This is a genomic window from Pseudomonas sp. PDM14 (assembly GCF_014851905.1).
Taxonomy (GTDB): Bacteria; Pseudomonadota; Gammaproteobacteria; order Pseudomonadales; family Pseudomonadaceae; genus Aquipseudomonas.
Genome location: NZ_JACVAQ010000001.1, coordinates 1,893,598 through 1,919,610, shown reverse-complemented (window position 1 = coordinate 1,919,610; position 26,013 = coordinate 1,893,598). Strand labels below are relative to the sequence as shown.

At 66.5% G+C, this 26,013-nt stretch carries 21 protein-coding genes and 1 pseudogene; 15 read left to right on the top strand and 7 right to left on the bottom strand.

Features of this window, described 5'->3' with window-relative positions:
• Positions 1-6: 6 nt before the first annotated feature.
• Positions 7-1,428, bottom strand: a complete 1,422-nt coding sequence (locus IB229_RS09055; protein WP_192327232.1) for a PLP-dependent aminotransferase family protein — start codon at positions 1,426-1,428, stop codon at positions 7-9.
• Between the two features lie 174 nt (positions 1,429-1,602).
• Here IB229_RS09055 and IB229_RS09050 point away from each other — a divergent pair, with 174 nt between their 5' ends.
• Positions 1,603-1,827 (top strand): DUF1127 domain-containing protein, encoded by a 225-nt coding sequence (locus IB229_RS09050; protein WP_192327230.1) that lies wholly within the window; start codon positions 1,603-1,605, stop codon positions 1,825-1,827.
• Between the two features lie 5 nt (positions 1,828-1,832).
• On the opposite strand, the gene IB229_RS09045 is transcribed toward IB229_RS09050, so the two are convergent.
• The gene (locus IB229_RS09045) at positions 1,833-3,167 is read right to left on the bottom strand and encodes an NAD(P)/FAD-dependent oxidoreductase (protein WP_192327226.1); all 1,335 of its coding nucleotides are present in this window, start codon (positions 3,165-3,167) and stop codon (positions 1,833-1,835) included.
• A 163-nt stretch (positions 3,168-3,330) separates the two neighbouring features.
• On the opposite strand from IB229_RS09045, the gene IB229_RS09040 reads away from it, so the two are divergent.
• On the top strand, positions 3,331-3,684 hold the full coding sequence (locus IB229_RS09040) for a YkgJ family cysteine cluster protein (protein ID WP_192327223.1): 354 nt from the start codon (positions 3,331-3,333) through the stop codon (positions 3,682-3,684).
• Between the two features lie 18 nt (positions 3,685-3,702).
• Here the strand turns inward: IB229_RS09040 and dadR are convergent, their stop codons facing one another.
• Positions 3,703-4,191: a transcriptional regulator DadR gene (gene dadR, locus IB229_RS09035; RefSeq protein WP_192327220.1), complete on the bottom strand. Its 489-nt coding sequence runs from the start codon at positions 4,189-4,191 to the stop codon at positions 3,703-3,705.
• Between the two features lie 153 nt (positions 4,192-4,344).
• On the opposite strand from dadR, the gene IB229_RS09030 reads away from it, so the two are divergent.
• From IB229_RS09030 to IB229_RS08990, 9 genes are all read left to right on the top strand, one after another.
• Positions 4,345-6,561 (top strand): YdbH domain-containing protein, encoded by a 2,217-nt coding sequence (locus IB229_RS09030; RefSeq protein WP_192327217.1) that lies wholly within the window; start codon positions 4,345-4,347, stop codon positions 6,559-6,561.
• A 14-nt stretch (positions 6,562-6,575) separates the two neighbouring features.
• The gene (locus tag IB229_RS09025) at positions 6,576-6,767 is read left to right on the top strand and encodes a YnbE family lipoprotein (protein ID WP_192327214.1); all 192 of its coding nucleotides are present in this window, start codon (positions 6,576-6,578) and stop codon (positions 6,765-6,767) included.
• 20 nt (positions 6,768-6,787) lie between these two features.
• Positions 6,788-7,132 (top strand): YdbL family protein, encoded by a 345-nt coding sequence (locus tag IB229_RS09020; protein WP_192327211.1) that lies wholly within the window; start codon positions 6,788-6,790, stop codon positions 7,130-7,132.
• A 242-nt stretch (positions 7,133-7,374) separates the two neighbouring features.
• Entirely contained in the window at positions 7,375-8,673 is a 1,299-nt protein-coding gene (gene dadA / locus IB229_RS09015; RefSeq protein ID WP_192327208.1) for a D-amino acid dehydrogenase, read from the top strand.
• Positions 8,648-8,998, top strand: a complete 351-nt coding sequence (locus IB229_RS09010; protein ID WP_192327205.1) for a RidA family protein — start codon at positions 8,648-8,650, stop codon at positions 8,996-8,998. The genes dadA and IB229_RS09010 overlap by 26 nt, the downstream gene beginning before the upstream one ends.
• A gap of 60 nt (positions 8,999-9,058) precedes the next feature.
• The gene (alr, locus tag IB229_RS09005) at positions 9,059-10,147 is read left to right on the top strand and encodes an alanine racemase (RefSeq protein WP_192327202.1); all 1,089 of its coding nucleotides are present in this window, start codon (positions 9,059-9,061) and stop codon (positions 10,145-10,147) included.
• A 105-nt stretch (positions 10,148-10,252) separates the two neighbouring features.
• The gene (locus IB229_RS09000) at positions 10,253-10,801 is read left to right on the top strand and encodes a cupin domain-containing protein (RefSeq protein WP_192327199.1); all 549 of its coding nucleotides are present in this window, start codon (positions 10,253-10,255) and stop codon (positions 10,799-10,801) included.
• A 186-nt stretch (positions 10,802-10,987) separates the two neighbouring features.
• Positions 10,988-11,410, top strand: a complete 423-nt coding sequence (locus IB229_RS08995) for a c-type cytochrome (protein ID WP_192327196.1) — start codon at positions 10,988-10,990, stop codon at positions 11,408-11,410.
• Positions 11,411-11,538: 128 nt separating this feature from the next.
• Entirely contained in the window at positions 11,539-13,677 is a 2,139-nt protein-coding gene (locus tag IB229_RS08990; RefSeq protein ID WP_192327193.1) for an acetyl-CoA hydrolase/transferase family protein, read from the top strand.
• Positions 13,678-13,745: 68 nt separating this feature from the next.
• Here IB229_RS08990 and rep read toward each other — a convergent pair whose 3' ends face one another.
• Positions 13,746-15,755 (bottom strand): DNA helicase Rep, encoded by a 2,010-nt coding sequence (rep, locus tag IB229_RS08985; RefSeq protein WP_192327190.1) that lies wholly within the window; start codon positions 15,753-15,755, stop codon positions 13,746-13,748.
• Positions 15,756-16,055: 300 nt separating this feature from the next.
• On the opposite strand from rep, the gene IB229_RS08980 reads away from it, so the two are divergent.
• Complete coding sequence (locus IB229_RS08980) at positions 16,056-17,723, top strand: putative bifunctional diguanylate cyclase/phosphodiesterase (RefSeq protein WP_192327187.1); 1,668 nt, start codon at positions 16,056-16,058, stop codon at positions 17,721-17,723.
• A 30-nt stretch (positions 17,724-17,753) separates the two neighbouring features.
• On the opposite strand, the gene IB229_RS08975 is transcribed toward IB229_RS08980, so the two are convergent.
• Positions 17,754-19,136, bottom strand: a complete 1,383-nt coding sequence (locus IB229_RS08975) for a NorM family multidrug efflux MATE transporter (protein WP_192327184.1) — start codon at positions 19,134-19,136, stop codon at positions 17,754-17,756.
• Between the two features lie 141 nt (positions 19,137-19,277).
• Here IB229_RS08975 and IB229_RS08970 point away from each other — a divergent pair, with 141 nt between their 5' ends.
• From IB229_RS08970 to IB229_RS22230, 3 genes and pseudogenes are all read left to right on the top strand, one after another.
• Positions 19,278-20,198: a LysR substrate-binding domain-containing protein gene (locus IB229_RS08970; RefSeq protein WP_192327180.1), complete on the top strand. Its 921-nt coding sequence runs from the start codon at positions 19,278-19,280 to the stop codon at positions 20,196-20,198.
• 163 nt (positions 20,199-20,361) lie between these two features.
• A pseudogene (locus tag IB229_RS22235) lies at positions 20,362-21,480 on the top strand (Cache 3/Cache 2 fusion domain-containing protein); the annotation flags it as partial.
• Positions 21,478-22,338: a methyl-accepting chemotaxis protein gene (locus IB229_RS22230; RefSeq protein ID WP_412547793.1), complete on the top strand. Its 861-nt coding sequence runs from the start codon at positions 21,478-21,480 to the stop codon at positions 22,336-22,338. The pseudogene IB229_RS22235 and the gene IB229_RS22230, both read left to right, overlap by 3 nt.
• Before the next feature lie 65 nt (positions 22,339-22,403).
• On the opposite strand, the gene betT is transcribed toward IB229_RS22230, so the two are convergent.
• Positions 22,404-24,377 carry a choline BCCT transporter BetT gene (gene betT, locus IB229_RS08960; protein ID WP_192327174.1) on the bottom strand — a complete coding sequence of 658 codons (1,974 nt, stop codon included), beginning with the start codon at positions 24,375-24,377 and terminating at the stop codon, positions 22,404-22,406.
• Between the two features lie 126 nt (positions 24,378-24,503).
• Positions 24,504-26,000: a YifB family Mg chelatase-like AAA ATPase gene (locus IB229_RS08955; protein WP_192327170.1), complete on the bottom strand. Its 1,497-nt coding sequence runs from the start codon at positions 25,998-26,000 to the stop codon at positions 24,504-24,506.
• Between the last annotated feature and the right edge of the window lie 13 nt (positions 26,001-26,013).

The following is a 26,013-nucleotide window of genomic DNA, read 5'->3' as shown; positions in this document are numbered from 1 at the left end:
CGGCGCCTAGGCGTCCTCGGCGAGCAGGCGCGCCGCAGTTTCGCCGACCAGGCGCACCGCCGCCTCGATTTGCGCGCTAGCCGGCCCGGCGTAGTTCATGCGCAGGCAGTTGCGGTACTTGCCGGCGGCGGAAAAGATGCTGCCGGGGGCGATCTGCACGCCATGCGGCAGCAACTCGCGGTTGAGGCGCTGGCTATCGAAACGCTCGGGCAGCTCGACCCAGATCATGAAGCTGCCCTGCGGTTGGCTGACCTTGCTGCCGGCCGGGAAGTAGCGGTGAATCCATTCCTGCATCTGGTCGCGACTGCGCTGGTACTGGCTGCGCATGCGCCGCACGTGCGGCTCGTAGTGGCCGGCCTGGATGTATTCGGCAAGGGCCAGCTGTGGCAGCTGCGCGGTTGAACCGGTGCTCATATATTTCATGTGCAGCACGCGGTCCAGGTATCGCCCGGGCGCGATCCAGCCGATGCGCAGGCCCGGCGCCAGGGTCTTGGAGAACGAGCTGCAGAGCAGCACGCGACCGTCCTCGTCGAACGACTTGATGGTCCGCGGGCGCGGGTAGCGGTAGGTCAGGTCGCCGTAGACGTCGTCCTCGATGATCGCCACGTCGTAGCGCTGGGCCAGGGTCAGCAGGGCACGCTTGCTGGCTTCCGGCATGATGTAGCCAAGCGGGTTGTTGCAGGTCGGGGTGAGTTGGATGGCCTTGATCGGCCACTGCTCCAGCGCCAGTTCCAGGGCTTTCAGGTTGATCCCGGTGAGCGGGTCGCTGGGCAGTTCCAGGGCCTTCATGCCGAAGCCCTTGAGCGCCTGCATCACGCCGTGGAAGCTCGGCGAATCCACCGCGACGATATCGCCCGGCTCGCAGATCGCGCGCAGGGCGGCGGACAGTGCCTCGTGGCAGCCGGTGGTGATCACCAGGTCCTCGGCGGGAATGCGGCAGCCGGAGTCGAGCAGCAGGCGCGAGATCTGTTCGCGCAAGCCGAGGTCGCCATAGATGTTGCCGTAGGTCAGGCCGTTGAGGTCCTGGCGCCGGCTCAGGCGCGACAGCGAGCGCAGCAGCGGCTTGAGGGTCGGCCCGCTGATGTCCGGGCGACCGCGGCCGAGCTGGATGATGTTCTCGCTCGGCGAGTTGGCCACCTGTTCGAGCACCTGGTCCCACTGCGAGACCTCGACCGGGCGCTGCGCCGTGCGGCTGACTTCCGGCAGCGCCGCCACCGCTCGCGCGCTGGGCACGTAGTAGCCGGACTTCGGCTGCGGGCGGGCCAGGCCACGGTCTTCCAGTTCGCGGTAGGCCTGCTGCACGGTGCTCAGGCTGACGCCGTGTTCCTGGCTCAAGGCGCGGACCGAGGGCAGGCGATCACCGGGGCGATACAGGCCCTGTTCGATGCGCTGGCCAATCAGTTCGGCCAAGTTCATGTACAGCGTCATTACAGATTCACCTCGAACACACCAGTAAGCAGTACAGATCAGGCGAGAATTGGCCATTCAGTTGTGGCTTGCGCTGATCTGTATGATCGTAATATTCAGGATTTGAATCTGTATTGTCCATCCCTCGCGCGCCATCCTGTTTACCCAAGGAAAACCGATGGTGGAGGACGCGTCATGCGAGGGTTCAGTGAGAGTTACAGCAGTGGGCGGGTGCGCAGTCAGCAGAAGCCGGTGCTGCGAGCGGCCGATATCGCTGGTCGCTGGCGCGTGCTCCTGCGCCGCCTGCACACCCGGCGCGCGCTGCTGCAGCTGGATGCCGACCAGCTGCGCGACATCGGTCTGACTGCCGAGCAGGCCCGCGAGGAAGCGCAGCGGCCGTTCTGGCAGCTGCTGCGCTGAGTCGGTCAGGCGATGCCGACGGCATCCTTCAGGCGATACCAGAGCATGCCCAGCGCCAGCAGCGGCGAGCGCAGGTGCTTGCCGCCGGGGAAGGTCATGTGCGGCACCTTGTCGAACAGCTCGAAGCCGTTGCTGTGCTGGCCGCTGATCGCTTCACCGAGCAGCTTGCCGGCCAGGTGCGTGGCGTTCACCCCGTGGCCTGAGTAGGCCTGGGCGTAGTAGACATTGGGCTGGTCGCGGAGCTTGCCGATCTGCGGCAGGCGGTTGGCGCCGATGCCGATCATGCCGCCCCAGTGGTAATCGATGGCGACGTTTTCCAGTTCGGGGAACACCTGCAGCATCTTCGGTCGCATGTACGCGGTGAGGTCCGCCGGGTCGCGCCCGGAGTAGTGGCAGGCACCGCCGAACAGCAGGCGACGGTCGGCCGACAGGCGATAGTAGTCGAGCGCCACGCGCTGGTCGCAGAGCGCCATGTTCTGCGGGATCAGCGCCTTGGCCTGGGCCTCGGACAGCGGCTCGGTGGCGATCACGTAGCTGCCGGCGGGCAGCACCTTGCCGCCGATGTTCGCATTGAGGTCGTTGAGGTAGGCGTTGCAGGCCAGTACCAGGGTCTTGGCGCGCACGTGGCCATGGCCGGTATGCACCTTCACTTCGGCGCCGTAATCGATGCGAGTCACCGCCGAGTGTTCGTGCAGGCGTACGCCCAGCGAGGCGGCTGCAGCGGCTTCACCGAGCGCCAGGTTGAGCGGATGCAGGTGCCCGGAGCCCATGTCGATCAGGCCGCCGACATAGCGGTCGGAGCCGACCACTTCGTGCATCTGCCCGGGTTGCAGCAGGCGCAATTCGTGGCGGTAGCCGAGGCTTTCCAGCTCGGCCTTGTCCTCGGCGAAGCCGTCCAGGTCACGCGGCTTGTTGGCCAGGTCGCAGTAGCCCCAGGTCAGGTCGCAGTCGATCTGGAACTCGGCGACGCGCTGGCGCACGATCTCCACCGCTTCCAGCCCCATCAGCTTGAGGCTGCGCACGCCGTCGCTGCCGATCGCCGACTCGAACTGCTCGACCCCGTGGCCGACGCCGCGGATCAGCTGCCCGCCGTTGCGCCCGCTGGCGCCCCAACCGATCTGATGCGCTTCCAGCAGCACCACCGACAGCCCGCGCTGAGCCAGTTCGATGGCGGTGTTCAGCCCGGAGAATCCGCCGCCGACGATGCACACGTCCGCCACGGCTTCGCCGGCCAGCGGCGGGTAGGCCAGTTGCCGGTTGGCGGTGGCGGCGTAGTAGGAGGCGGCGTGTTGGTCGCTGTGCACGGGCTGAAGCTGGGGTTGGCGAACGCGGGCGTTCATGTGCGAAATCCTGATAATTTTGTGTGGAAAATTTTACGCAGGATAAGCGCGGTCATCGTCCGCCGCCAAGGGGGGGCCGGGAAAAAGCTGCCAGTCGTCGTTCTGCTGCCCAGTTCAGAGCGCTGGCGTTAAGATGCGCGGCCTCGTTGTCCGGGCGTTAACGATGAGCTGCACCGACCGCAAGATTGATCACCTGCGCCGCCAGATCCCCGGCTTCGCCTGCGTGCCCGGCTGCCACGATTGCTGCGGCCCGGTCACGGCTTCGTCCGAGGAGCTGGCGCGCCTGCCGGTCAAGAGCATTGCCGAGCACGACGCCGCGCTGGCCGAGTACAACTGCGTGCACCTGGGCCCGCAGGGCTGCACGGTGTACGACCAGCGCCCGCTGATCTGCCGCCTGTTCGGCACCACGCCGCGCCTGCCGTGCCCGCGCGGCCAGGGTCCGGAAACGCCGATCGAGCCTGCGGTCGAGCGCCAGGTGCATCGCCTCATCGCCACGACCCGGCAGCGGCTTTTGTAGGGCGCGCGCGGTGCGGCCTTATTCGGGAACGGGCAGGGTCAGACTCTCCTTCACCTCTTCCATGACGATGTACGACTTCGATTCGCGCACGTGCGGCAGCTTGAGCAGGATGTCGCCGAGCAGCTTGCGGTAGCTGGCCATCTCGTTGATGCGCGCCTTCACCAGGTAGTCGAAGTCGCCGCTGACCAGGTGGCATTCCAGCACGTGGGGCAGCTTGAGCACGGCGCGGCGGAACTCCTCGAAGGTATCGCCGGACTTGTAGTCCAGGCTGATCTCGACGAACACCAGCAGGCTGGCCTTGAGCTGCTGCGGGTTGAGCCGCGCGTGGTAGCCCATGATGATGCCTTCGCGCTCCAGGCGGCGTACGCGCTCGGTGCACGGCGTGGTCGACAGGCCGACGCGCTCGCCCAGCTCAGTGAAGGAGATACGCCCGTCTTCCTGCAGGATGCGCAGGATATTGCGGTCGATCTTGTCCAGTTCGCGGCGGACCTGATGCTGGGTTCTCATGGGGGATGCCTCGGAGGGGAGCCGGCTTTTGCCAGAAATCTTCGGCAAATATAGCCAGATGGCCAGTGGAAATCACTGCGCGCGGAAAACGCCTTGATCTTGCCGAAGCCTGCCGCCACCCTGAAACCCGAGTCGCCGGACGAGAACCGAGGCATGTCGTTTCCCCGCCTGATGCGGATTCTGCTGTTGCTGCTGATCCTGGCTGCCGCACTTGGCTGGCTGGCCTGGGGCCGTCTGCTGGCGGCGCAGGGCATCAGCGAGTTGAGCTGGCAGGGCCTTTCACTGTCCCGTCAAGGGCTGACGCTGGAAGCCGTGCAGGCGCAGCGCGACGGCGCCGATGGCAGCCGCCTGATGGTGCAGGTGACGCAGCTGTTTCTGCGCTGGCCACGTGCCCACGATGGTCAGTGGCAGCTCGATGAATTGCGTGCCGGCGCGCTGCAGGCGAACTGGCAGCCCGGCACCCGGCTCGACCCGCAGCCGAGTGATCCCCAGGCCCTGCTCGACGGCCTGCGCTGGGTACCGCGGCAGGTGGCCATCGACGACCTGGCCATCGAGCTGCCCTGCGCCGTCGGGCGCTGCGCCATGCATGGCAGTCTGCAGCTGGACGCCACCGCGCAGCCGGCAGCGCTGCACCTCGACCTCAGCCAGGGTGAGCGGCGCTTGGTGCTCACAGGCAACATCAGGCAGAACCAGGGCGAGTGGCAGCTGAGCGGCGAGGCGACCTTCGACCAGCAGCCGTGGCTGACGCTGAACAGCCAGTTGCAGGCGAACACGCCCACGCCGCGCTGGAGCGGCAGCCTGCAGGTTGCGCAGATGGCCGATACGCGTCTGCTTTTGCTCTGGCTCAACCAGTGGCTACCGGCCGATGAGCGCCTGCTGCATGCTGAGGCGGCGCTGAGTTTTGCTGGCGACTGGCAACTCACCCTCGCCGCAGCCGACGACCCGCTCGACCTGCGCCGGCTGCAACAGGGCAGCGGCACGTTCAACCTGCAGGCTCAGTTGCACAGTCCGCAACTACGCCAGCAATCGCTGCAGGCGCAGGGCGTCGTGCTCGACCTGCGCCTGCAGGGGCAACTCGCCGAGCAGCGCCTGCAACTCACCGTGCAGGCACCGTCCAGCCTGGCCCTGAAAAGCCTGCGCGTCGGCGATGCATTCAGCGCCAAAACCCTGCGTGCCGAACTCGCCGGGCTGGTGCTGCAGGTCGGTGAGCCGCAGCGGCCGCTGGCGTTGGCCGGGCCGTTGCAGCTGCGGGTCGGCAGCCTGCAGCAGGCGCAGGTGCATCCGCTGGGTTGGCAGTTCAAGGGCGACGTGCAGGCCGCGCTCGACCGGCAGACGCTGCGCGGCACCCTGAGCAACGATGCCGGCCTGAGTGCCACGCTGCAGGGCAGTTACGACCAGTCGGGTGAGCAGGATGGCGCGTTGGCGCTGTCCGCCGGTTTCGCGGAAATCTTCTTCCGCGCCGGCAATCCGCTGAGCAAGACCCTGGTCGCCTGGCCGCCGCTGCTGGAATTCGCCAACGGCCGCCTGCTGGGCACGGCCAAACTACGCAGTGTGCCGAGCCAGGCGCTGGAACTGGACCTCGGCCTGCAGTTCAAGGGCCTCGATGGCATCTACGACCGCAGCGAGTTGCGTGGCCTGGCCGGCCAGCTCGACCTCACGCTGCGCGGCCAGCGACTGGTGCTGGAATCCTCCGACCTGAGCCTGCAGCAGGCCAACCCCGGTTTGCCGATCGGCCCGCTGCAGTTTCGCGGCCGCTATGCCGCCACGCTGGCCAAGCCGGCTGCCGGGCAACTGAGCTGGAGCAACGCCCGCAGCGGCCTGTTCGGTGGCGAAGCGTGGCTGGAGCCGGGGCAGCTCGACCTCAGTCAGCCGAGCCATCGCCTGCCGGTGCACCTCAAGGATCTGCAACTGGCCGAGATTTTCCGGGTCTACCCGGCAGACGGCTTGGCCGGTCGTGGCGCGCTCGGTGGCCAGTTGCCGCTGCTGATCGATGCCCAGGGTGTGCGCGTCGAGCGCGGCAGCCTGGCGGCCAGTGCGCCGGGTTACCTGCAGTTCCGCTCGGAGAAGATCCGCGCGCTGGGGCGCAGCAACCCGGGCATGCAGCTGGTGGTGGATGCGCTCGACGACTTCCACTACGACCTGCTCGACAGCGCCGTTGGCTATGATGAGCGCGGCAAGCTGACCCTGGCCCTGCGTCTGCAGGGGCGTAACCCGGACCTGGAAAAGGGCCGGCCGATCAACCTCAACGTCAACCTGGAAGAGGATGTGCCCGCCTTGCTAACCAGCCTGCAACTCACCGACAAGGTCAGTGAAACCATCCGCCAGCGCGTGCAGGAACGCCTGCGCCAACGCAAAGTGCCCGCCCCATGATCCGGGAGATCGCCATGCGCCCCTGCGCTCTGTTCTGCGTCGTTCTGTTCGGCCTGCTCGGCGCCGCCTGCACCCCGACGGTGCAGCTGGCGGTGCCCAACGAGCCGATCAACATCAACCTCAACGTGAAGATCGAACACGAGATCTACATCAAGGTCGACAAGGCCCTGGACTCGATCATCAACGAATCCAGCGGGCTGTTCTGAACCGCTGCAAGGAGCCAAGCATGAAACTGCGTAGCAAACTGGGGTATGGCCTGCTGGTGCTCTGCCTGAGCCTGCCGGCCTGGGCGATGAACCTCAACGAGGCGATGTCGGCGCTCGGCTCGGCGAAGGCCGGCGGCCAGCTCGGCGAGCAGCCTGACGGTTACCTGGGTGTGGTCAGCGCCAGCGGCCAGGCGGCGGAAATTGCCCGGCTGATCAACCAGGCGCGTCAGGCCGAGTATCAGCGCCTGGCCAAGGACAACGGCCTGCAGCTGGGTGACGTCGAAGCGCTGGCCGGGCAAAAGGCACTGGAGAAGACGCCGTCCGGGCAGTACATCCAGGTCAATGGCAAATGGGTGCGCAAGTAGCCCGAGCCAGGGTGCGCCGCCCTGGCGCATCCGCATGGTTAGAACACGAAATTATCCTGCCTGATCCCACGCAAAGCCCTCAAGCGTGCTGTTTGCGCCGCTGAAAAACCCAATAAAGCCGGGTTTTCCCCTCGAATATTGCCTTCTAAACAGTGAAAAAGCCTGCGCTTGGCTTTTTATACTGCGCCCATTGCGGGTCAACATTTTTCCGTGGCGGAGCGTTCCGCGGCGAGGAGGCAACAATGCGTGTTCTGGTACTTGGCAGCGGTGTGATCGGGACCGCCAGCGCCTACTACCTGGCCCGTGCCGGTTTCGAAGTCACCGTGATCGACCGCCAGAACGGTCCGGCCCTGGAAACCAGCTTCGCCAACGCCGGCCAGGTGTCGCCGGGCTACGCCTCGCCCTGGGCCGCACCAGGCGTGCCGCTGAAAGCCATCAAGTGGCTGCTGCAGAAGCACGCACCGCTGGCGATCAAGGCCACCGCCGATATCGACCAGTACCTGTGGATGGCGCAGATGCTGCGCAATTGCACCGCCAGCCGCTACGCGGTGAACAAGGAGCGCATGGTGCGCCTGTCCGAGTACAGCCGCGACTGCCTCGACGAGCTGCGCGCGGAAACCGGCATCACCTACGAAGGCCGCCAGCTCGGCACCACCCAGCTGTTCCGCACCCAGGCCCAGCTCGACAACGCCGCCAAGGACATCGCCGTGCTGCAGCAGTCCGGCGTGCCCTATGAGCTGCTCGACCGTGCTGGCATCGCCCGCGTCGAACCGGCCCTGGCGGGGGTCACCGACAAGCTCGCCGGCGCCCTGCGCCTGCCCAACGACCAGACCGGCGACTGCCAGATGTTCACCGGCAAGCTGGCCGAAATGGCTCGCGGCCTCGGCGTGGAGTTCCGCTTCGGGCAGACCATCCAGTCCATCGATTTCGCCGGTGACCGCATCAATGGCGTGTGGGTCGATGGCAAGCTGGAAACCGCCGATCGCTACGTGCTCGCCCTCGGCAGCTACAGCCCGCAGCTGCTCAAGCCGCTGGGCATCCGCGCCCCGGTGTACCCGCTCAAGGGCTACTCGCTGACCGTGCCGATCACCGACGCGAGCATGGCACCGACCTCGACCATCCTCGACGAGACCTACAAGGTCGCCATCACCCGTTTCGACAACCGCATCCGCGTCGGTGGCATGGCCGAGATCGCCGGTTTCGACCTCAGCCTCAACCCGCGTCGCCGCGAGACCCTGGAGATGATCACTGCCGATCTCTACCCGCAGGGCGGCGACCTGGCCCAGGCCGAGTTCTGGACCGGCCTGCGCCCGGCCACCCCGGACGGCACGCCGATCGTCGGTGCCACGCCATTCCGCAATCTGTTCCTCAACACCGGACACGGTACCCTTGGCTGGACCATGGCCTGCGGCTCCGGTCGCTTCCTCGCCGACCTGATGGCCAAGAAGCGCCCGCAGATCAGCGCCGAAGGCCTGGATATTTCCCGTTACGGCAGCACCAAGGAGAGCCATAAGCATGTCCATCCAGCGCCTGCGCATTGAAAAGCGCTACAGCGAAATTGTCATCCACAACGGCACCGTCTACCTGGCGGGCCAGCTGGCTGACGACTACGCCGGCGACATCCGCGCGCAGACCCGCGAGACCCTGGCCAACATCGACCGTTTCCTGGCCGAAGCCGGCAGCGACAAATCGCGCATTCTCTCCGTGACCATCTACCTCAAGGATATGGCCGACTACGCCGGCCTCAACGCCGAGTGGGACGTATGGGTCGCCGAAGGCAACGCCCCGGCGCGTGCCTGTGTCGAAGCGGCGCTGTATGACCCGCGCGTGCTGGTCGAGATGACCGTGGTCGCCGCACAAATCTGATTTCCCGTTCTGCCCGGCGCCCCCGCCGGGCTTTTTTATTCGTTGCCAGAAGCCTGAACCATGCGTCCTGCCCGTGCCCTGATCGACCTCGAAGCCCTGCGTCAAAACTACCGCCTGGCCCGCGAACTCAGCGGTGCTCAGGCGCTGGCGGTGATCAAGGCCGATGCCTACGGTCACGGTGCGGTGCGCTGCGCCCAGGCTTTGGCAGGTGAGGCCGATGGCTTCGCCGTGGCCTGCATCGAAGAGGCGCTGGAGCTGCGCGAGGCCGGCATCGGCGGGCCGATCCTGCTGCTCGAAGGCTTCTTCGAGGCCGAGGAGCTCGCGCTGATCGAGCGGCATGAGCTGTGGACCGTGGTCCACGCCGAGTGGCAGATCGAGGCCATCGAGCGCGCCACCCTGAACCGCCCGCTGCAGCTCTGGCTCAAGGTCGATTCCGGCATGCACCGCGTTGGCCTGCACCCCGCCGAATTGCGCGACGGCTACCGGCGCCTGCAGGCCAGCGGCAAGGTCGCCAGTATCGTGCTGATGAGTCACTTCGCCCGCGCCGACGAGCTGGACTGCCCACGCAGCCGCGAGCAGCTGGCACAGTTCGAACAGGCCTGCGCCGGCCTGCAGGCGCCGGTCAGCCTGCGCAACTCGCCGGCGATCCTTGGCTGGCCGCAGTTGTTCGAGACTCCGCAAGCCGGAAACTGGGTGCGCCCGGGGATCATGCTCTACGGTGCCACGCCGTTCGAGCAGGCCCAGCAAGCAGCGGCGCGGCTGCGCCCGGTGATGACCCTGGAATCGAAGATCATCAGCGTGCGCGAATTGCCGGCCGGCGAGCCGCTGGGCTATGGCGCCCGTTTCATCGCCGAGCGCGCGACCCGCGTCGGCGTGGTAGCCATGGGCTACGCCGATGGCTACCCGCGGCATGCGCCGACCGGCACGCCGGTGTTCATCGATGGTCAGCCCGGCCGCCTGATCGGCCGCGTGTCGATGGACATGCTCACCGTCGACCTCAGTGATCTGCCCGAGGCCGGCCTCGGCAGTCGGGTCGAACTGTGGGGGCCGAATGTGCTGGCCAGCGAGGTCGCGGCCCACGCCGGGACCATTCCCTATCAGCTGTTCTGCAACCTGCGCCGGGTGCCAAGGCTCTATTCCGGCGCATAGCCGCCGGGGCGAGAAGGATTTGCTGGCAGTGTGTTGTAAATACTGAACACTGTTGCCATGATACGGCCACATTTCCGTATCAGCTCCTCAAGGAGGACTCCAGCATTGGACGTCGGTGTTCGACTGCAATCCATTCGCAAGCTTAAAGGCCTATCCCAGCGTGAACTCGCCAAGCGTGCGGGCGTCACCAACAGCACCATTTCGATGATCGAGAAGAACAGCGTGAGCCCCTCGATCAGCTCGTTGAAGAAGGTGCTCGGCGGTATACCCATGTCCCTGGTCGAGTTCTTCTCCCTCGACATGGAGCAGGACAACCAGACGCAGGTTGTCTACCGGGCCAACGAACTCACCGACCTCTCCAGCGGCGCCGTGACCATGAAGCTGATCGGCAAGGCGCACCCCAGCCGGGCCATCACCTTCCTCGACGAGACCTATCCACCGGCGTCCGATACCGGTGACGAGATGCTCACCCACGAGGGCGAGGAGGCCGGCATGCTGGTCGAAGGCCTGCTCGAACTGACCGTCGGCAGCGAAGTGTTCGTCCTCGAACCAGGCGACAGCTACTATTTCGAAAGCAGCAAACCGCACCGCTTCCGTAATCCCTACGACAAGCCTGCGCGCCTGATCAGCGCCACCACGCCGGCGAATTTCTGATCCCGCCGTAACCGAGCCCAACGTACAAGCCTGATCCGACCTCTGGCGGATACAGGAATACCGCGGCCTCGGGGCAATATCCCTGCGACAACTTGGGTTGTTCCGGGGAGCTGTCCTAACCGTTATACTGGCGCCCGCTCGCGAAACCGTGGCCGCGGGCGTGACTAGCCACAATGAGGGTGTACCGTGAACCTGATTAAAAAAATGCTGGCAGCCAATGTTGCCGTATTGGCCCTGTGGGCTGTGAGCGCTCAGGCTGCGACCAACGATGAGATCGCCGAGCGCATCAAGCCGGTTGGCGAAGTCTGCATCCAGGGCGAAGAGTGCAAAGGCGTAGCAGCTGTGGCGGCTTCGGCCGGCGGCGGCGCGAAAACGCCGGACGACATCATCGCTGCCCACTGTGGCGCCTGCCACACCGCGGGCGTGCTGGGCGCACCGAAGATCGGCGATACCGCTGCCTGGAAAGAGCGTGCTGACCACCAGGGCGGCCTCGACGGCATCCTGGCCAAGGCCATCTCCGGCATCAACGCAATGCCGCCGAGAGGCACCTGCGCCGACTGCAGCGACGAAGACCTGCTGGGCGCCATCAAGAAGATGTCCGGTCTCTGACCCGCATCCTCTGATCGCTGACAAAGCCGCCTCCGGGCGGCTTTGTCGTTTCTGCACTACAGGAAGGTGAGTAAAGCCGCGCCAGGGCCGGTCCAACCCAGCACACCCTTGTGCAGAGGAGACGCCAGGTGCCGAGTTGTTCGCTGGAACAAGCTGTCGAGGCCGTCCTGAATCGCATCGACGGCCCTATTCGTCTGGGCCTGCCGCTCGGCCTGGGCAAGCCCAATCGCTTCGTCAACGCGCTGTACCAGCGGATCAAGGCGCTGCCCGAGCGCTCGCTGACCATCTACACCGCGCTGTCGCTGGCCAAGCCCCAGGCCGGCAGCGAACTGGAGCAGCGTTTCAGCGGCCCGTTCCTGCGCCGCGTCTACGGCGACTACGTTGAACTCGACTACCTTGGCGACCTGCGTTGCGGCGAGCTGCCGAGCAATGTGCAGGTCGAGGAGTTCTACCTGCAGCCGGGCAGCCAGCTGGGCAATCCGCAGGCGCAGCAGAGCTACGTCAGCCTCAACTACAGCCATGTCGCCCGCGACCTCGATCGCAAGGGCATCAACGTCATCGCCCAGTTGGTCGCCACCGACGTGCAGCGCCCGGCGCACCTGAGCTTGAGCTGCAACCCGGACATCACCCTCGATCTGCTGCCGCTGATGCGCGCGCGCCGCGCCGCCGGCGAGCCGATCCTGTTCATCGCCCAGCCGCACAGCGAGCTGCCGTACATGGCCGGTGCCGCCGAAGTGGAGCGACGGGATTTCGACCTGCTGCTGGAGCAGACCGAGCGCAGCACGCTGTTCTCCACACCGAACATGCCGGTCAGCCTGCAGGACCACGCCATCGGCCTGCACGCCAGTGTGCTGATCCGCGACGGCGGCACCCTGCAGGTCGGCATCGGTGCGATGGCCGACGGCCTGGCCGCGGCGCTGGTCGCGCGCCAGGGCGACAACGCCAGCTACCGCGCGGCCCTGGACAGCATGCGCGTGCCGCAACGCTGGGGTGATCTGATCGAGCGTGAAGGCGGCCTCGCACCGTTCGCCAGCGGTTTGTATGGCTGCAGCGAGATGTTCCTGCTCGGCCTGCTGGTGCTGGTCGAGGCCGGCGTGGTGCGCCGCGCGGCCTACCCCGACGTGCACCTGCAGCGCCTGGCAAATCACGGAGGGTTGGATGGCGAGGAGCGCTTGCGCGATGCCGAGTCGCTGCGCCTGGCCGGTATTCCCCATGTGCTCGACGCGGTGACCCTGGCCTGGCTGCAGCGCCACGGCCTGCTCGCCGCCAACCTGGAACTGGAAGGCCGCCAGTTGCTGCTGCCCGATGGCCAGCGCGTGCCCTGCGACCTCGCCGACCCGCTGACTGCCGTAGCGATCCAGCCCTACCTGGGCAGCGCCGTCGGTGGCGTACTGGTGCACGGCGGTTTCTTCCTCGGCCCGCAGGCGTTCTACGAGCGCCTGCGTCAGTTGACCGAGACCCAGCGCCAGCGCGTCGGCATGACGGCGATCAGCTACATCAATCGCCTGTACGGCGACGAGACGCTCAAACGCCTGCAGCGGCGCGACGCGCGCTTCGTCAACAGCTGCTTCAGCATCACCCTGCTGGGCGCCAATGCCGCCGACCAGCTGGAAGATGGCCGCGTGCTCAGCGGGGTTGGCGGCCAGTACGATTTCGTCGCCCAGGCCCACGAACTGGAAGGCGGGCGCTCGATCCTGATGCTGCGCAGCTGGCGCGAGTCGGGTGGCGAGGTCAGTTCCAACATCGTCTGGGACTACGGCCACACCACCATTCCGCGGCACCTGCGCGACCTGGTGGTGACCGAGTACGGCATCGCCGACCTGCGTGGCAAGAACGACGCCCAGGTGATCGAGGCGCTGCTGCGCATCGCCGATGCGCGCTTTCAGGACGAACTGATCGCCGCGGCGCAGAAGGCCGGCAAGCTGCCCGACGATTTCGTGCTGGAAGCGGCCTACCGGCAGAACACACCGTGGCGCCTGCTGGCGCTGCAGAGCGAATTTCCCCAGCTGTTCGTCGAGTACCCGCTGGGCTGCGACTTCAGCGCCGAGGAGCAGGACCTGCTGCGCGCCCTGCGCTGGCTGAAGAGCAAACTCAAGCTCAGCGAAATCCTCGAACTGGGCATGGCCACGCTGTTCGATCTACCGGACCCGGCGCTGTACGCCGCGCACCTGCAGCGCATGGACCTGCAACAACCCAGTGGCCTGCGCGAACAGCTGTACCAGAAGCTGGTACTGGCCGGGTTGAAGGCAACGGCGCAGGGCGGCTAAGCGGTGGCTCGACGCGGCACGTTAGCTGCTGCGCCGTGCGCACCACCGGGGGTCAAGACTGCCCGGCTCTACTTCTTCAGCATCGCCCGCATGTTGGCCAGGGCATCGTTGCCGCGTGCGGCCTTGACCTCCACGGGAGCGTCTTCCTGGCCTTCCCACACCAGGTCCTCCGGTGGCAGTTCGTCGAGGAAGCGGCTCGGCGAGCAGTCGATGATCTCGCCGTACTGCTTGCGCTTGGCGGCGAAGGTCAGCGCCAGGTTGCGCTTGGCGCGGGTGATGCCGACGTAGGCCAGGCGGCGTTCTTCCTCGATGGTGTCGGCCTCGATGCTGGAGCGGTGCGGGAGGATCTCCTCCTCGAAACCGATGATGTACACCGAGGGAAATTCCAGGCCCTTGGAGGCGTGCATGGTCATCATCTGCACGCCCTCGGCGCCGTCTTCCTCTTCCTGCTGACGCTCGAGCATGTCGCGCAGGACCAGCTTGCCGATGGCGTCCTCGACGGTCATGTCGCCGTCTTCGTCCTTGTCCAGGGTGTTCTTCAGCGCCTCGACGAGGAACCAGACGTTGCCCATGCGCGCATCGGCGACCTTGTCGCTGGAGGCGTTCTGCCGCAGCCAGCTCTCGTAGTCGATGTCCATCACCATGCTGCGGATGGCGCCAATCGGATCGTTGCCGGCGCACTGCTCGCGGATCTTGTCCATGTAGCGTTTGAAGCGCGAGAGGCGCTCGGTGTAGCGGCTGTCCAGGTGTTCGCCCAGGCCGATCTCGTCGCTGGCGGTGTACATGCTGACCTTGCGCTCGCTGGCGTAGTTGCCGAGCTTCTCCAGGGTGGTCGAGCCGATCTCGCGGCGCGGCACGTTGATCACCCGCAGGAAGGCGTTGTCGTCATCCGGGTTGACCAGCAGGCGGAAGTAACTCATCAGGTCCTTCACTTCCTGGCGAGCGAAGAAGCTGGTGCCGCCGGACAGGCGATAGGGAATCTGGTGGTGCTGCAGCTTCAGCTCCATCAGTTTGGCCTGGTAGTTGCCGCGGTAGAGGATGGCGAAATCGCTGTACGGGCGCTCGGTGCGCAGGTGCTCGGTGAGGATTTCCAGGGCCACGCGCTCGCACTCGGCATCTTCGTTGCGTGTGCGGATCACGCGGATCTCGTCGCCCATGCCCATCTCGGACCACAGCTGCTTCTCGAAGGCGTGGGGGTTGTTGGCGATCAGGGTGTTGGCGCATTTGAGGATGCGGCTGGTGGAGCGGTAGTTCTGCTCGAGCATCACCACCTTCAGCGACGGGTAGTCCTCTTTCAGCAGCATCAGGTTTTCCGGCCGCGCGCCACGCCAGGCGTAGATCGACTGGTCGTCGTCACCGACCACGGTGATCTGGTTGCGCATGCCCACCAGCAGCTTCACCAGCAGGTACTGGCTGGAGTTGGTGTCCTGGTATTCGTCGACCAGCAGGTAGCGGATGCGGTTCTGCCACTTCTCCAGGATGTCCTTGTGCTCCTGGAACAGCTTCACCGGCAGCAGGATCAGGTCGTTGAAGTCCACCGCGTTGTACGCCTTGAGCGTGCGCTGGTAGTGCAGGTAGACGATGGCGGCGGTCTGCTCCTTGGGCCCGCGCGAGTTGGCCAGGGCCTCGTCGGGCAGGATCAGGTCGTTCTTCCAGCTGTCGATGTAGTTCTTGACCTCGTCGGCGCCATCATCGCCGGCGTATTCCTTCTGCATGATGTCGGTCAGCAGGGCCTTGATGTCGCCGTCGTCGAAGATCGAGAAGCCCGGCTTGTAGCCCAGCGCCGCGTATTCCTTGCGGATGATGTTCATGCCCAGGTTGTGGAAGGTCGACACGGTCAGGCCGCGCGCCTCGGCGCCCTTGAGCAGCGTGCCGACGCGCTCCTTCATCTCGCGCGCGGCCTTGTTGGTGAAGGTCATGGCGACGATATGGCGGGCCTGGATGCCGCACTTCTGCACCAGGTGGGCGATCTTTCGCGTAATCACGCTGGTCTTGCCGGAGCCGGCGCCGGCGAGCACCAAAAGAGGGCCGCCGACGTAGTTCACGGCTTCTTGCTGCCGGGGATTGAGTCGGGACATGACGGGGAATTCAACGAGGGGTAAACGAAGGCGCGCATTCTAACAGGCCATATCGGCCGGCGCGTCGCTGGCGGACCAGGTGTCGTTTAGCTGACGCTCAGGATAAAAAGCTTCAGGAATGAGTGGTAAGTCACTATTTTTAAAGATTATGCCGGCTCGATCTGACCGCCCGCGGTTGCCCCTGCTATGCCTTTCCCGCAGGATGCGCAGAAATCTGCGCAACTAAAATGCAGAACAGAGACGCCGATCACGGCGCACGCAGACGATATCGGTCTGCCTTGATGTTTCCGGGGAGGATGTTTGTCCGTCGAACCTTTGCGCCTGGTCCTGCTGGCTGAACGGCCGGAATGGGCCGCCCTGCTGCGTGCGCGGCTGGCAGCGCTCGACTGCGCGTGCCCGCTGATCACGGCACCCTCCTGGGAAGCCGCCCGCGCGCTGTTCGACGATCCCTACGGCGGCCTGCTGCTAACCACGCCGGCCTGTCAGCCCGCGCCGGGTTGCTGCCCGCTGCCGACCATCCTGCTGCTCGAAGAAGAACCCGAGCAGGCGCCGACCGATGTCTACGACTGGCTGGTGCGCGAGCGCCTGAGCGTCGACATGCTGCGCCGCTGCCTGCGCTACGCCCGCGAGCGCAGCCAGCTGCAGGGCACCCTGCAGCGCCTGGCCGAGCAGGACACGCTGACCGGTATCGCCAACCGCCAGGGCTTCCATACCCTGCTGGCCGCGCACCTGGCCGAGTACCGCGGGCGTGGCCTGACCCTCGGCCATCTCGACCTGGACAACTTCAAGCACGCCAACGATGCCCTCGGTCATCAGGCCGGCGACCGCCTGATCCTGCAGGTGGTGGCGCGGCTGAAGACCAAGCTCGAGGCCGGCGACCGCCTGGCCCGCCTGGGCAGCGACGAATTCGCCCTGCTTCTCGATACCCGCCGCGATCCGTCGCGGGCCGAGCGCGTGGCCGAAGGCATCATCGAAGTGCTGTCCGAACCCTACTGGATCGACGGCGAGAGCCTGCTGATCGGCTGCAGCCTGGGCATCGCCCATGCCCGCGCCGGTGCCGGGGCGGACCCGCTGATGTGGCACGCGCACATCGCCATGCAGCAGGCCAAGAGCGTGCAGGGCTGCACCTTCCACGTCTACGACGAGCGCATCAACCGCAGCGCGCGCAGCCTCGCCGACCTGGAAACCGAGCTGCGTCGCGCCCTGCGCCGTGACGAGCTGGAGCTGCACTACCAGCCGCGCCTGTGCCTGCAGAGCGGGCGCATCGTCGGCCTCGAAGCACTGGTGCGCTGGCGCCATCCGGAGCGCGGCCTGCTCGGCCCGGACGAGTTCATCCCGCTGGCCGAAGAGAGTGGGCTGATCGTGCCGCTCGGCTACTGGGTGATTTCCCGCGCGCTGCGCGACATGCAGTGGCTGCGCGGGCGTGGCCTGCCGGCGCTGCACATGGCGGTCAACCTGTCGTTCCGCCAGTTCCAGGACAGCCAGCTGCTGCCGACCCTCAGCCGCCTGATCGAAGAGCGCGGCGTGGATGCCCAGTGGCTGGAGTTCGAGCTGACGGAAACCGCGGTGATGCGCCGCAGCGATCAGGTGCAGCAGACCATGCAGGCTCTCGGCCGACTTGGCGTGCGCTTCTCGCTGGACGATTTCGGCACCGGCTTCTCCTCGTTCGTGCACCTCAACAGCCTGCCCATCACCCTGCTGAAGATCGACAAGAGCTTCGTTGCCGGCATGGGCGAGCGCGCGGAGAACCGCCAGCTGGTGCGGGCGATGATCAACCTGGCGCACAACCTCCACCTGGAAGTGGTCGCCGAGGGCGTGGAGAACGCCGAACAGCTGGCGCTGCTGCGCCAGTACGGCTGCGATCAGGTGCAGGGTTACCTGATCAGCAAGGGCCTGCCACTGGCTGACCTGGCGCGCTTCCTGGTGTTCGGCATGCGCCAGCCGCTGCTCGCCGCGCTGCCCTCCTGACGCACTGACCCCTTCGGCGCGGGCCGACGACTAGCTCAGGCAAACTGCCTGCGCTGGGCGTACGGGTAGCAGGCGCGTGGTTTTCCGCTCGAAGCCCAGGGTCAGCCCGACCGCCGCACAGGCCAGGCCGCCGGCCAGCCCCCACCACACGCCATGCGCGCCCCAGCCGAGCGGGAAAGCCAGGGCCCAGGCCAGCGGGATGCCGATCAGCCAGTAGCAACCGAGGCCGACCAACAGGGTGGTCTTGCCGTCGCCCAGGCCGCGGATGGTGCCCATGGCGATGCTCTGGGTGCCGTCGAACAGCTCGAACAGCGCGGCCACCGCCAGCAGGCTCACGGCCAGCCCGACCACCTCGTCGAAGGCCGGGTCGCTGCGGTCGACAAACAGCCCCACCACCTGCTCCGGCACCAGCCAGAACAGCACGGCGAAGAACAGCATGCAGCAAGCGCCACTGGCGATGCCCAGCCGTCCGGCACGGCGCACGTCGGTCAGGCGCCCGGCGCCGTAGTGCTGGCCGACCCGGAAGGTCACCGCGTAGGACAGGCCCTGGGGCAGGATGAAGGCCAGCGTCACCGCCTGGATGGCGATCTGGTGCGCCGCCAGCTGCACGCTGCCCAGGGCGCCCATGCACAGCGCGGCGAAGGTGAACATGCCCTGCTCGGCGGCGTAGGTGCCGCCGATCGGCAGACCCAGGCGCAGCAGCGCGCGCATCTCCACCTTGCGTGGGCGCAGCAGACCGCGCAGCAGCGCGTACTGGCGATAGACCGGCGCGCGCAGGATGTACAGCGCCAGGGCCAGGGCCATGCCGCTGCTGACCAGGGCGGTGGTCATGCCGATGCCGCCCAGGCCGAGATTGGGCAGGCCGAGCCAGCCCTCGATCAGGGCGTAGTTGATGACGAAGTTGGCCAGGGCGCCGGCGATGCCGATGGTCATCACCGGGCCAGGGTGGCCGATGGCGCTGGTGAAGCCGCGCAGGGCCATGAAGCACAGGTAGCCGGGCAAGGCCAGCGCCAGGGCGCCGAGAAACTGCATGGCATGCACGGCGGTGCCGGGCTGTTGTCCCAGGTGCGGCAGCAGCGGGCCGAGGGTGCGCAGGCCGAGGGCGCCGACAACGCCCAGCAGCAGCGCCAGCCACAGGCCGCTCTGCAGCAGGCGGGTGGCGCCTGCTGCATCACCGGCGCCGTGACGGATGGCGACCAGGCTGCCCACGGCGGCCATCATGCCGACGCAGAACAGCGACAGCATGTAGTAGCAGGTGGCACCCAGGGCGCCGCCCGCCAGCTGCTCGGGGCCGAGCTTGGCCATCATGATGGTGTCGGTGAAGACCATCAGCACATGGGCCAGCTGCGCGGTGATCAGTGGGCCAGCGAGGCGAAAGAGGGCGACCAGTTCGTCGCGTGTGGTGTGCGGCATGATGAGTAGGACTCAGCGAGAGGCGTCTCCGGAAACACCGGCAGACGAGAAGATGTCGCTCATTCTCGGGATCGAGGGCGCCCCGCACAAAAGGAAAAATGCGATGCTTGGCATGACTAAAACTCATGGAGAGTCACCGCCATGGCACGCCGCCTGCCGCCCCTGTATGCCCTGCGCGCCTTCGAGGCCGCGGCCCGGCATGCCTCCTTCACCCGTGCTGCCGAGGAGCTGGCCATCACCCAGAGCGCGGTGAGCCGGCATATCCGCACCCTGGAGGAACATTTCGCCTGCCGCCTGTTCGAGCGCAGCGGTCGCCACCTGCGCCTCAGCGAGACGGCGCGCCTGCTGCTGCCCGGTGTGCGGGAGGGCTTCGATGCGCTGGAACGTGCCTGCACCAGCGTGCGCGTCGACGACACCACCCTGCGCTTGAAGGCACCGTCGACCCTGACCATGCGCTGGCTGCTGGCGCGCCTGTCGCGCTACCGCCTGCTCGAGCCAGGCAATGAAGTTCAGCTGACCAGTGCCTGGATGGACGTGGACAAGGTCGACTTCCACCATGAGCCGTTCGACTGCGCCGTGCTGCTCGGCAAGGGCAGTTTCGACGAGGACTGGGAGAGCGTCGAGCTGTTCGCCGAGTGGTTGATCCCGGTCTGCGCACCGGGCGCCACCAGCGATGGCCCCTGGGACCTGGCGCGCCTGCAGGCCACCGAGCTGCTGCACCCGACCCCGGATCGCCGCGACTGGCGGCGCTGGTTGCAGCGCATGGACCTGGGCGAGCAGGTGCCACTCAAGGGCGGCCAGGTGTTCGACACCCTGGAGCTGGGCATCGTCGCCGCCGAGCGCGGCTATGGCGTGTCCGTCGGCGACCTGGTGATGGTGGCCGAGGACGTGCACAACGGTCGGCTCGGATTGCCCTGGCCCAGTGCGGTGGCCAGTGGCGACAGCTACTACCTGGTCTGGCCGCGTGCCCACCGCGGCCAGGAGCGCCTGCGCCGCCTGCGCGACTACCTGCTGGCGGAAGTGGCGGCCATGCAGCTGCCGGCGGTGCAGCTGCTGAGCTGATCATTCAAGGGTGCGACAGCTTCGTCATGCCGCGCGACGGGCATGGCCATTGGCTATATTCCTCAGCGTTTCACTCAAGTATTTTCGCGACCGCGAATCGCTCAGGAAGCCGATTCGGCCGTTTCATGCCCCATTTCCGCCGCCGCGCCGCTGGAGACCCTGCATGACCACCCCACGTTCCCGCATTGCCTGGCAGCTGGCCACCGCCCTCGCCGTGATGCTCGTGCTGCTGATCAGCGCCAGCACCCTGTTTGCCCTGCGCTCGCTGAACCAGGCCAACCTGGTGACCCGCCAGGAGCACCTGGGCAGTGAGGCGCGCTTGCTCGCCGACCAGCTGAGCACCTTCCATGACAGCTTGCGCGAGAGCACACAGCGCCTGGCCGGGCTGTTCGAGCGGCGCTTCAGCGGTGGCCTGCGCGTGGAGGAGGGCGAGCGTGTTGCTGTCGGCGGCCTGCAGGCGCCAACCCTGTACCTGGGTGACGCGGCACTGAACAACGATTTCCGCGAAGTCGACGACTTCCACCAGCTCACCGCCGGCGTGGCCACGGTGTTCGTCCGCGACGGCAACGACTTCGTGCGCATCAGCACCTCATTGCTGAAGACCGACGGCACGCGGGCCATCGGCACCGTGCTCGATCACGCGCACCCGGCCTACCAGCGCCTGATGGGCGGCGATGGTTATGTCGGCCGCGCGCTGCTGTTCGAGCGCTTCTACATGACCCAGTACACCCCGGTGCGCGACGCCAGCGGCCGGGTCATCGCCGTGTTGTTCGTCGGCTTCGACTACACCGCCGCGCAGAACGTCCAGTTCGACAACCTCAAGCGCTTCCGCATTGGCGCCACCGGCTCGCTGGCGCTGCTCGACGATCAGAACGCCTGGCTGGTGCCGCCGGCGGGTGCACGCAAGCCGGAGCAACTGGCCGGCGAGCTCGCCGACGTATTGGCCAAGCCCGGCAAGGGCGCGTTCTGGAGCGATGGCACCGAAGAGTTCTTCAGCGTTGCCATGCCGTTCACCGGTGGCCCCTGGCAGGTGGTGGCGAGCATGCCGCGTGCGGAAATCCAGGCGGTGACCTGGCACGTCGGCAGCCAGTTGGCGATCGGCAGCCTGGTGACTCTGCTGCTGGCCGTGGCCGCGGTGATCTGGCTGCTGCGGCGCAAGCTGCGTCCGCTCGGCGATCTGGTGCGTCAGGCCCAGGCGCTGGGCGCGGGCGACCTCAGCGTGCGCCTCAACGTCACCAGCCACGACGAGATCGGCGAGCTGGCGCGTAACTTCAACCAAATGGGCGATGCCCTGGCGACCATGGTCTCGCGCATCCGCGGCGCCGCGCACAATGTCAGCAGTCGCGCCCAGGCGCTGTCCGGCCTGGCCAGCGGTGCCTATGAAGGCATCGAGCAGCAGTCCGGCGAGATCGGCAGCATGGCCGGCGCCGTGGAAGAGTTCAGCGCCACCTCGCTGAACATCGCCGACAACATGCGCAACACCGAGCGCCTGGCCAGCGACAACGCCCAGCAGACGCGCATCGGCCGCACCTCGATGGACGAAGCCTCGCGCGCTCTGGAGCAGATCGCCGGGTCGCTGAATGGCACCGCCGACGTGGTCAACACCCTCGGCCAGCGCTCCCAGGAAATCGGCGGCATCGTCAGCGTGATCACCGCGATTGCCGACCAGACCAACCTGCTGGCGCTCAACGCGGCCATCGAGGCGGCGCGTGCTGGTGAACAGGGCCGCGGCTTTGCCGTGGTCGCCGACGAGGTGCGCAACCTGGCCGCGCGCACCCGCGAGGCGACCAACGAGATCTCGACCATGATCGGCAGTATCCAGGGCGAAACCAGCAGTGCGATCAGCACCATGGAGCAGGGCAAGGCGCTGATGCAGGACGGCCTGGAGCGCAACGCCAAGGTCGCCGCGGCACTGTCGCAGATCGCCGAGCAGACCAACGCCGCCGGTGAGCAGTTCGCCGCCATCACCACCGCCACCAGCGAGCAGAGCAGCACGGCGACCCTGCTCAGCAGCAACCTGCAGAGCATCGCCCTGGCCAACAGCGAGCAGCGCGAAGTGGTGGCCAACCTGGCGCAGACCGCGCATGAGCTGGACCAGCTGGCCGAGGAATTGCGCCAGGAGGTCGGGCGCTTCCAGTAGGCGTTTCGTGCACCACGAAAAAAGCCCCGGCGTGATTAGCGTCGGGGCTTTTTCATGACATCGGCTCAGCGCGTCATGTGCAGGAAATGCAGGTGACGCTCGTACTGGTCGAGGATGTCGCCGATCACTTCCTCGCCGCTCCAGCCCATCAGGTCATAGTCCTGGCCGCCCTCGTCGAGATGCACTTCGGCGCGGAAGTACTTGCGCTCCTCGTTGCCGTCGTCGCGGGTGTCACGCATGGCGAAGCTGGGCTGGGTGAAGGCGCGCGGGCGCACCTGGTAGTAAAAGTCCGCCTCATCACCGTGGGACACGCGCAGGATCACCCGACCGTCATCGCCGTTGCTCAGCGTGGTCTCGCGGCCCTGCTTGCGCAGTTCCTCGGCGACCTGCTGAAAGGCCGGCAGCACGGTGTCACTGATGAAGCGGCTAACGTGCGCCCGGCGCGGGAACATGGCGATGCTGCGCAGACGCCGCTGCCAGCCGCCCTGACTGCTGCTCATGCGCGGGGTAAACGCCACCTGCTGGCGCAGACCGCGTTTGGCGGCATCCAGCTGCAGGGCGCGCAGCAGGCCCCACATCGACGCCAGCAGCACGATAACGAAGGGCAGGGCGCTGGCGATGGTCGCGGTCTGCAGCGCCTTGAGGCCATCGGCAAGCAACAGGGCGATGGCGGCAATGGTGATCACGGCTGTCCAGAACACCCGTTGCCACAACGGTGTCTGGTCATGGCCGCCGGAGGCGAGCATGTCCACCACCATGGCGCCGGAGTCCGCCGAGGTGATGAAGAACACCACGATCATCAGCACGGCGATCTGCGACAGCAGGGCTGAAAAAGGAAAGTGTTCGAGGAAGGCGAACAGCGCCAGCGCGCTGTCCTTGTCCACCGCGGTGGCCAGGTCCTGCACGCCGTCGATCATGATCATGTGGATCGCCGTGTCGCCAAACACTGTCATCCACAACAGGGTGAAGGCGGCCGGCACGACTAGTACGCCGCCGATGAACTGGCGGATGGTGCGCCCGCGCGAGATGCGCGCGATGAATAGACCGACGAAGGGCGACCAGGACAACCACCAGCCCCAGTAGAACAAGGTCCAGCCGCCGATCCAGTCGGTGGGCTCGTAGGCGTAGAGGTTGAAGGTCTTGCTGACGATCTCCGACAGGTAGCCGCCCGTGTTCTGCACGAAGGTCTGCAGGATGAACACCGTCGGCCCCAAAATCACCACCATCAGCAACAGACCTACGGCGAGCGTCATGTTCAGCTCGGACAGGCGGCGGATGCCCTTGTCCAGACCGATGACCACCGACAACGTGGCCAGCAGCATGGTGGCGATGATCAGCCCGACCTGCACCGTGGTGCTGATCGGCAGGTCGTACAGGTGGTTGAGTCCGGTGTTGATCTGCAGCACGCCGTAGCCCAGCGATGTGGCCACGCCAAGCACGGTACCGATCACCGCGAAGATATCCACGGCATGGCCGATGGGCCCGTAGATGCGGTTGCCGATCAGTGGGTAAAGCGCCGAACGCAGGGTCAGTGGCAGGTTATGCCGGTAGCTGAAGTAGGCGAGGATCAGCGCGACGACGGCGTAGATCGCCCAGGCGTGCAAGCCCCAATGGAAGAAGGTCAGTTTCATCGCCTCACGCGCGGCCTGCACGGTCTGCGGGTCGCCCACCGGTGGCGCGATGAAGTGCATGACGGGTTCGGCAACGCCGAAGAACATCAGGCCGATGCCCATGCCGGCGCAGAACAACATGGAGAACCAGGTGCTGTTCTTGTATTCAGGCTCGCTGTGGTCGGGGCCGAGCTTGATGTCGCCGTAGCGGCTGAGGGCGAGGAACACGACGAACAGCAGGATCAGCGCGACGGCGAGCACGTAGACCCAGCTGGCATTCTCGATGATCCACGCCTGGGTCAGGGCGAACACGTGCTGGGCGTTGGCCTGGAAGGCGGAGCTGTATATCACCAGGCAGGCGATGAGCAGAGTGGAGCCGAAGAATACCGGCGGATTGAGGGTGGAGCGCGAAGACGAAGATGCCTCCATTGAGCTAGCTCTCCTTGTTATCGGATGGGCCGCCAAGGGCGGAAGGCGCGCAATTCTAGCACAGCTCGATAGTATTTTTCTTGCTTGATATTGCCCCTGATAGTTTTGTTGATTGGTTGACGCCGCTTAGCCGCTCTGTGCGGGCCGGTATTGCAGGGCTTCGGCCACATGCGCGCGCGCGATGTGCGGCGCCTGTTCGAGGTCGGCCAGGGTGCGCGCCACCTTGAGCAGGCGGTGGGCCGCGCGCAGCGACAGGTTGAGGCGTTCGCAGGCGTGTTCCAGCCAGTGCTGGTCGTCCTTGCTCAGCACACAGTGCTGGCGCAGGCCGGCAAGGTCGAGAAAAGCATTGGCACAGCCCTGACGCTGCACCTGGCGCAAGCGCGCCGCCGCGACCTGGCGGGCGACGGTGGCGCTGTTTTCGCCTGGCACTGGATCGGGCTGCAGCGAGGTGGTTTCGCGGGCGACGGTCAGGTGCAGGTCGATGCGGTCGAGCAATGGCCCGGAGAGCTTGCCGCGATAGCGCTGGATCTGGTCCGGGGTGCAACGGCAGCGCCCGCTGGGGTCGCCGAGGTAGCCGCAGGGGCACGGATTCATCGCCGCCACCAGTTGGAAGCGCGCGGGGAAACGCACTTTGTCGCGGGCGCGGGCGATGACGATGCAGCCTGATTCCAGTGGCTCGCGGAGAACCTCCAGTACCTTGCGATCGAACTCGGGCAGTTCGTCGAGGAACAAGACGCCTTGATGGGCCAGGGTGATTTCGCCGGGTTGCGGGCGACTGCCGCCACCGACCAGCGCCGGTCCTGACGCGCTGTGATGAGGTTGCCTGAAGGGTCTCTGCGGCCAGTGCGCGAGTGGTACATGGCTGGCCACCGACTGGATCGCCGCGACCTCCAGCGCTTCCTGTTCATCCAGCGGCGGCAGCAGGCCCGGCAAACGGCTGGCCAGCAGGGTCTTGCCGGTGCCGGGTGGGCCGCTGAACAGCAGGTTGTGCCCGCCACTGGCGGCGATCAATAACGCGCGTTTGGCCGCCATCTGGCCCTGCACATCGGACAGGTCGGGATAGGGCTGGCTGGCGCGCAGCAGGCCGCTGGCCTGATGAGGCGTGAGCGGTGTGTGGCCATTGAGGTGCGCGGCTACTTCCAGCAGATGCTCGACCGCCAGCACGGTCAGGCCCGAAGCCAGGCAGGCTTCCTCGGCATTGGCTCTCGGCACGATCAGCGTGCGCCCGGCGGCGCGAGCGGCCAGGGCGGCGGGTAGTACGCCCTGCACCGAGCGCACGGCGCCGGAGAGCGCCAGCTCACCCAGACATTCCAGTTGTTCGAGGCTGTCGACGGGCACCTGGCCGCTGGCGGCGAGCACGCCGAGGGCGATGGCCAGGTCGAAGCGTCCGCCATCTTTGGGGAGATCGGCTGGCGCCAGGTTAAGGGTGATCCTGCGCGGGGGAAAATCGAACCCGGCGTTGAGGATCGCGCTGCGCACGCGGTCCTTGCTCTCCTTCACCGCGGTTTCCGGCAGGCCGACCAGGGCCATGCTCGGCAGGCCGTTGGCCAGGTGCGCCTCGACTGTCACGGCGGGCGCTTCCACACCCACCTGGGCGCGGCTGTGGACGATGGCTAGGGACATGGATCACTCCTTG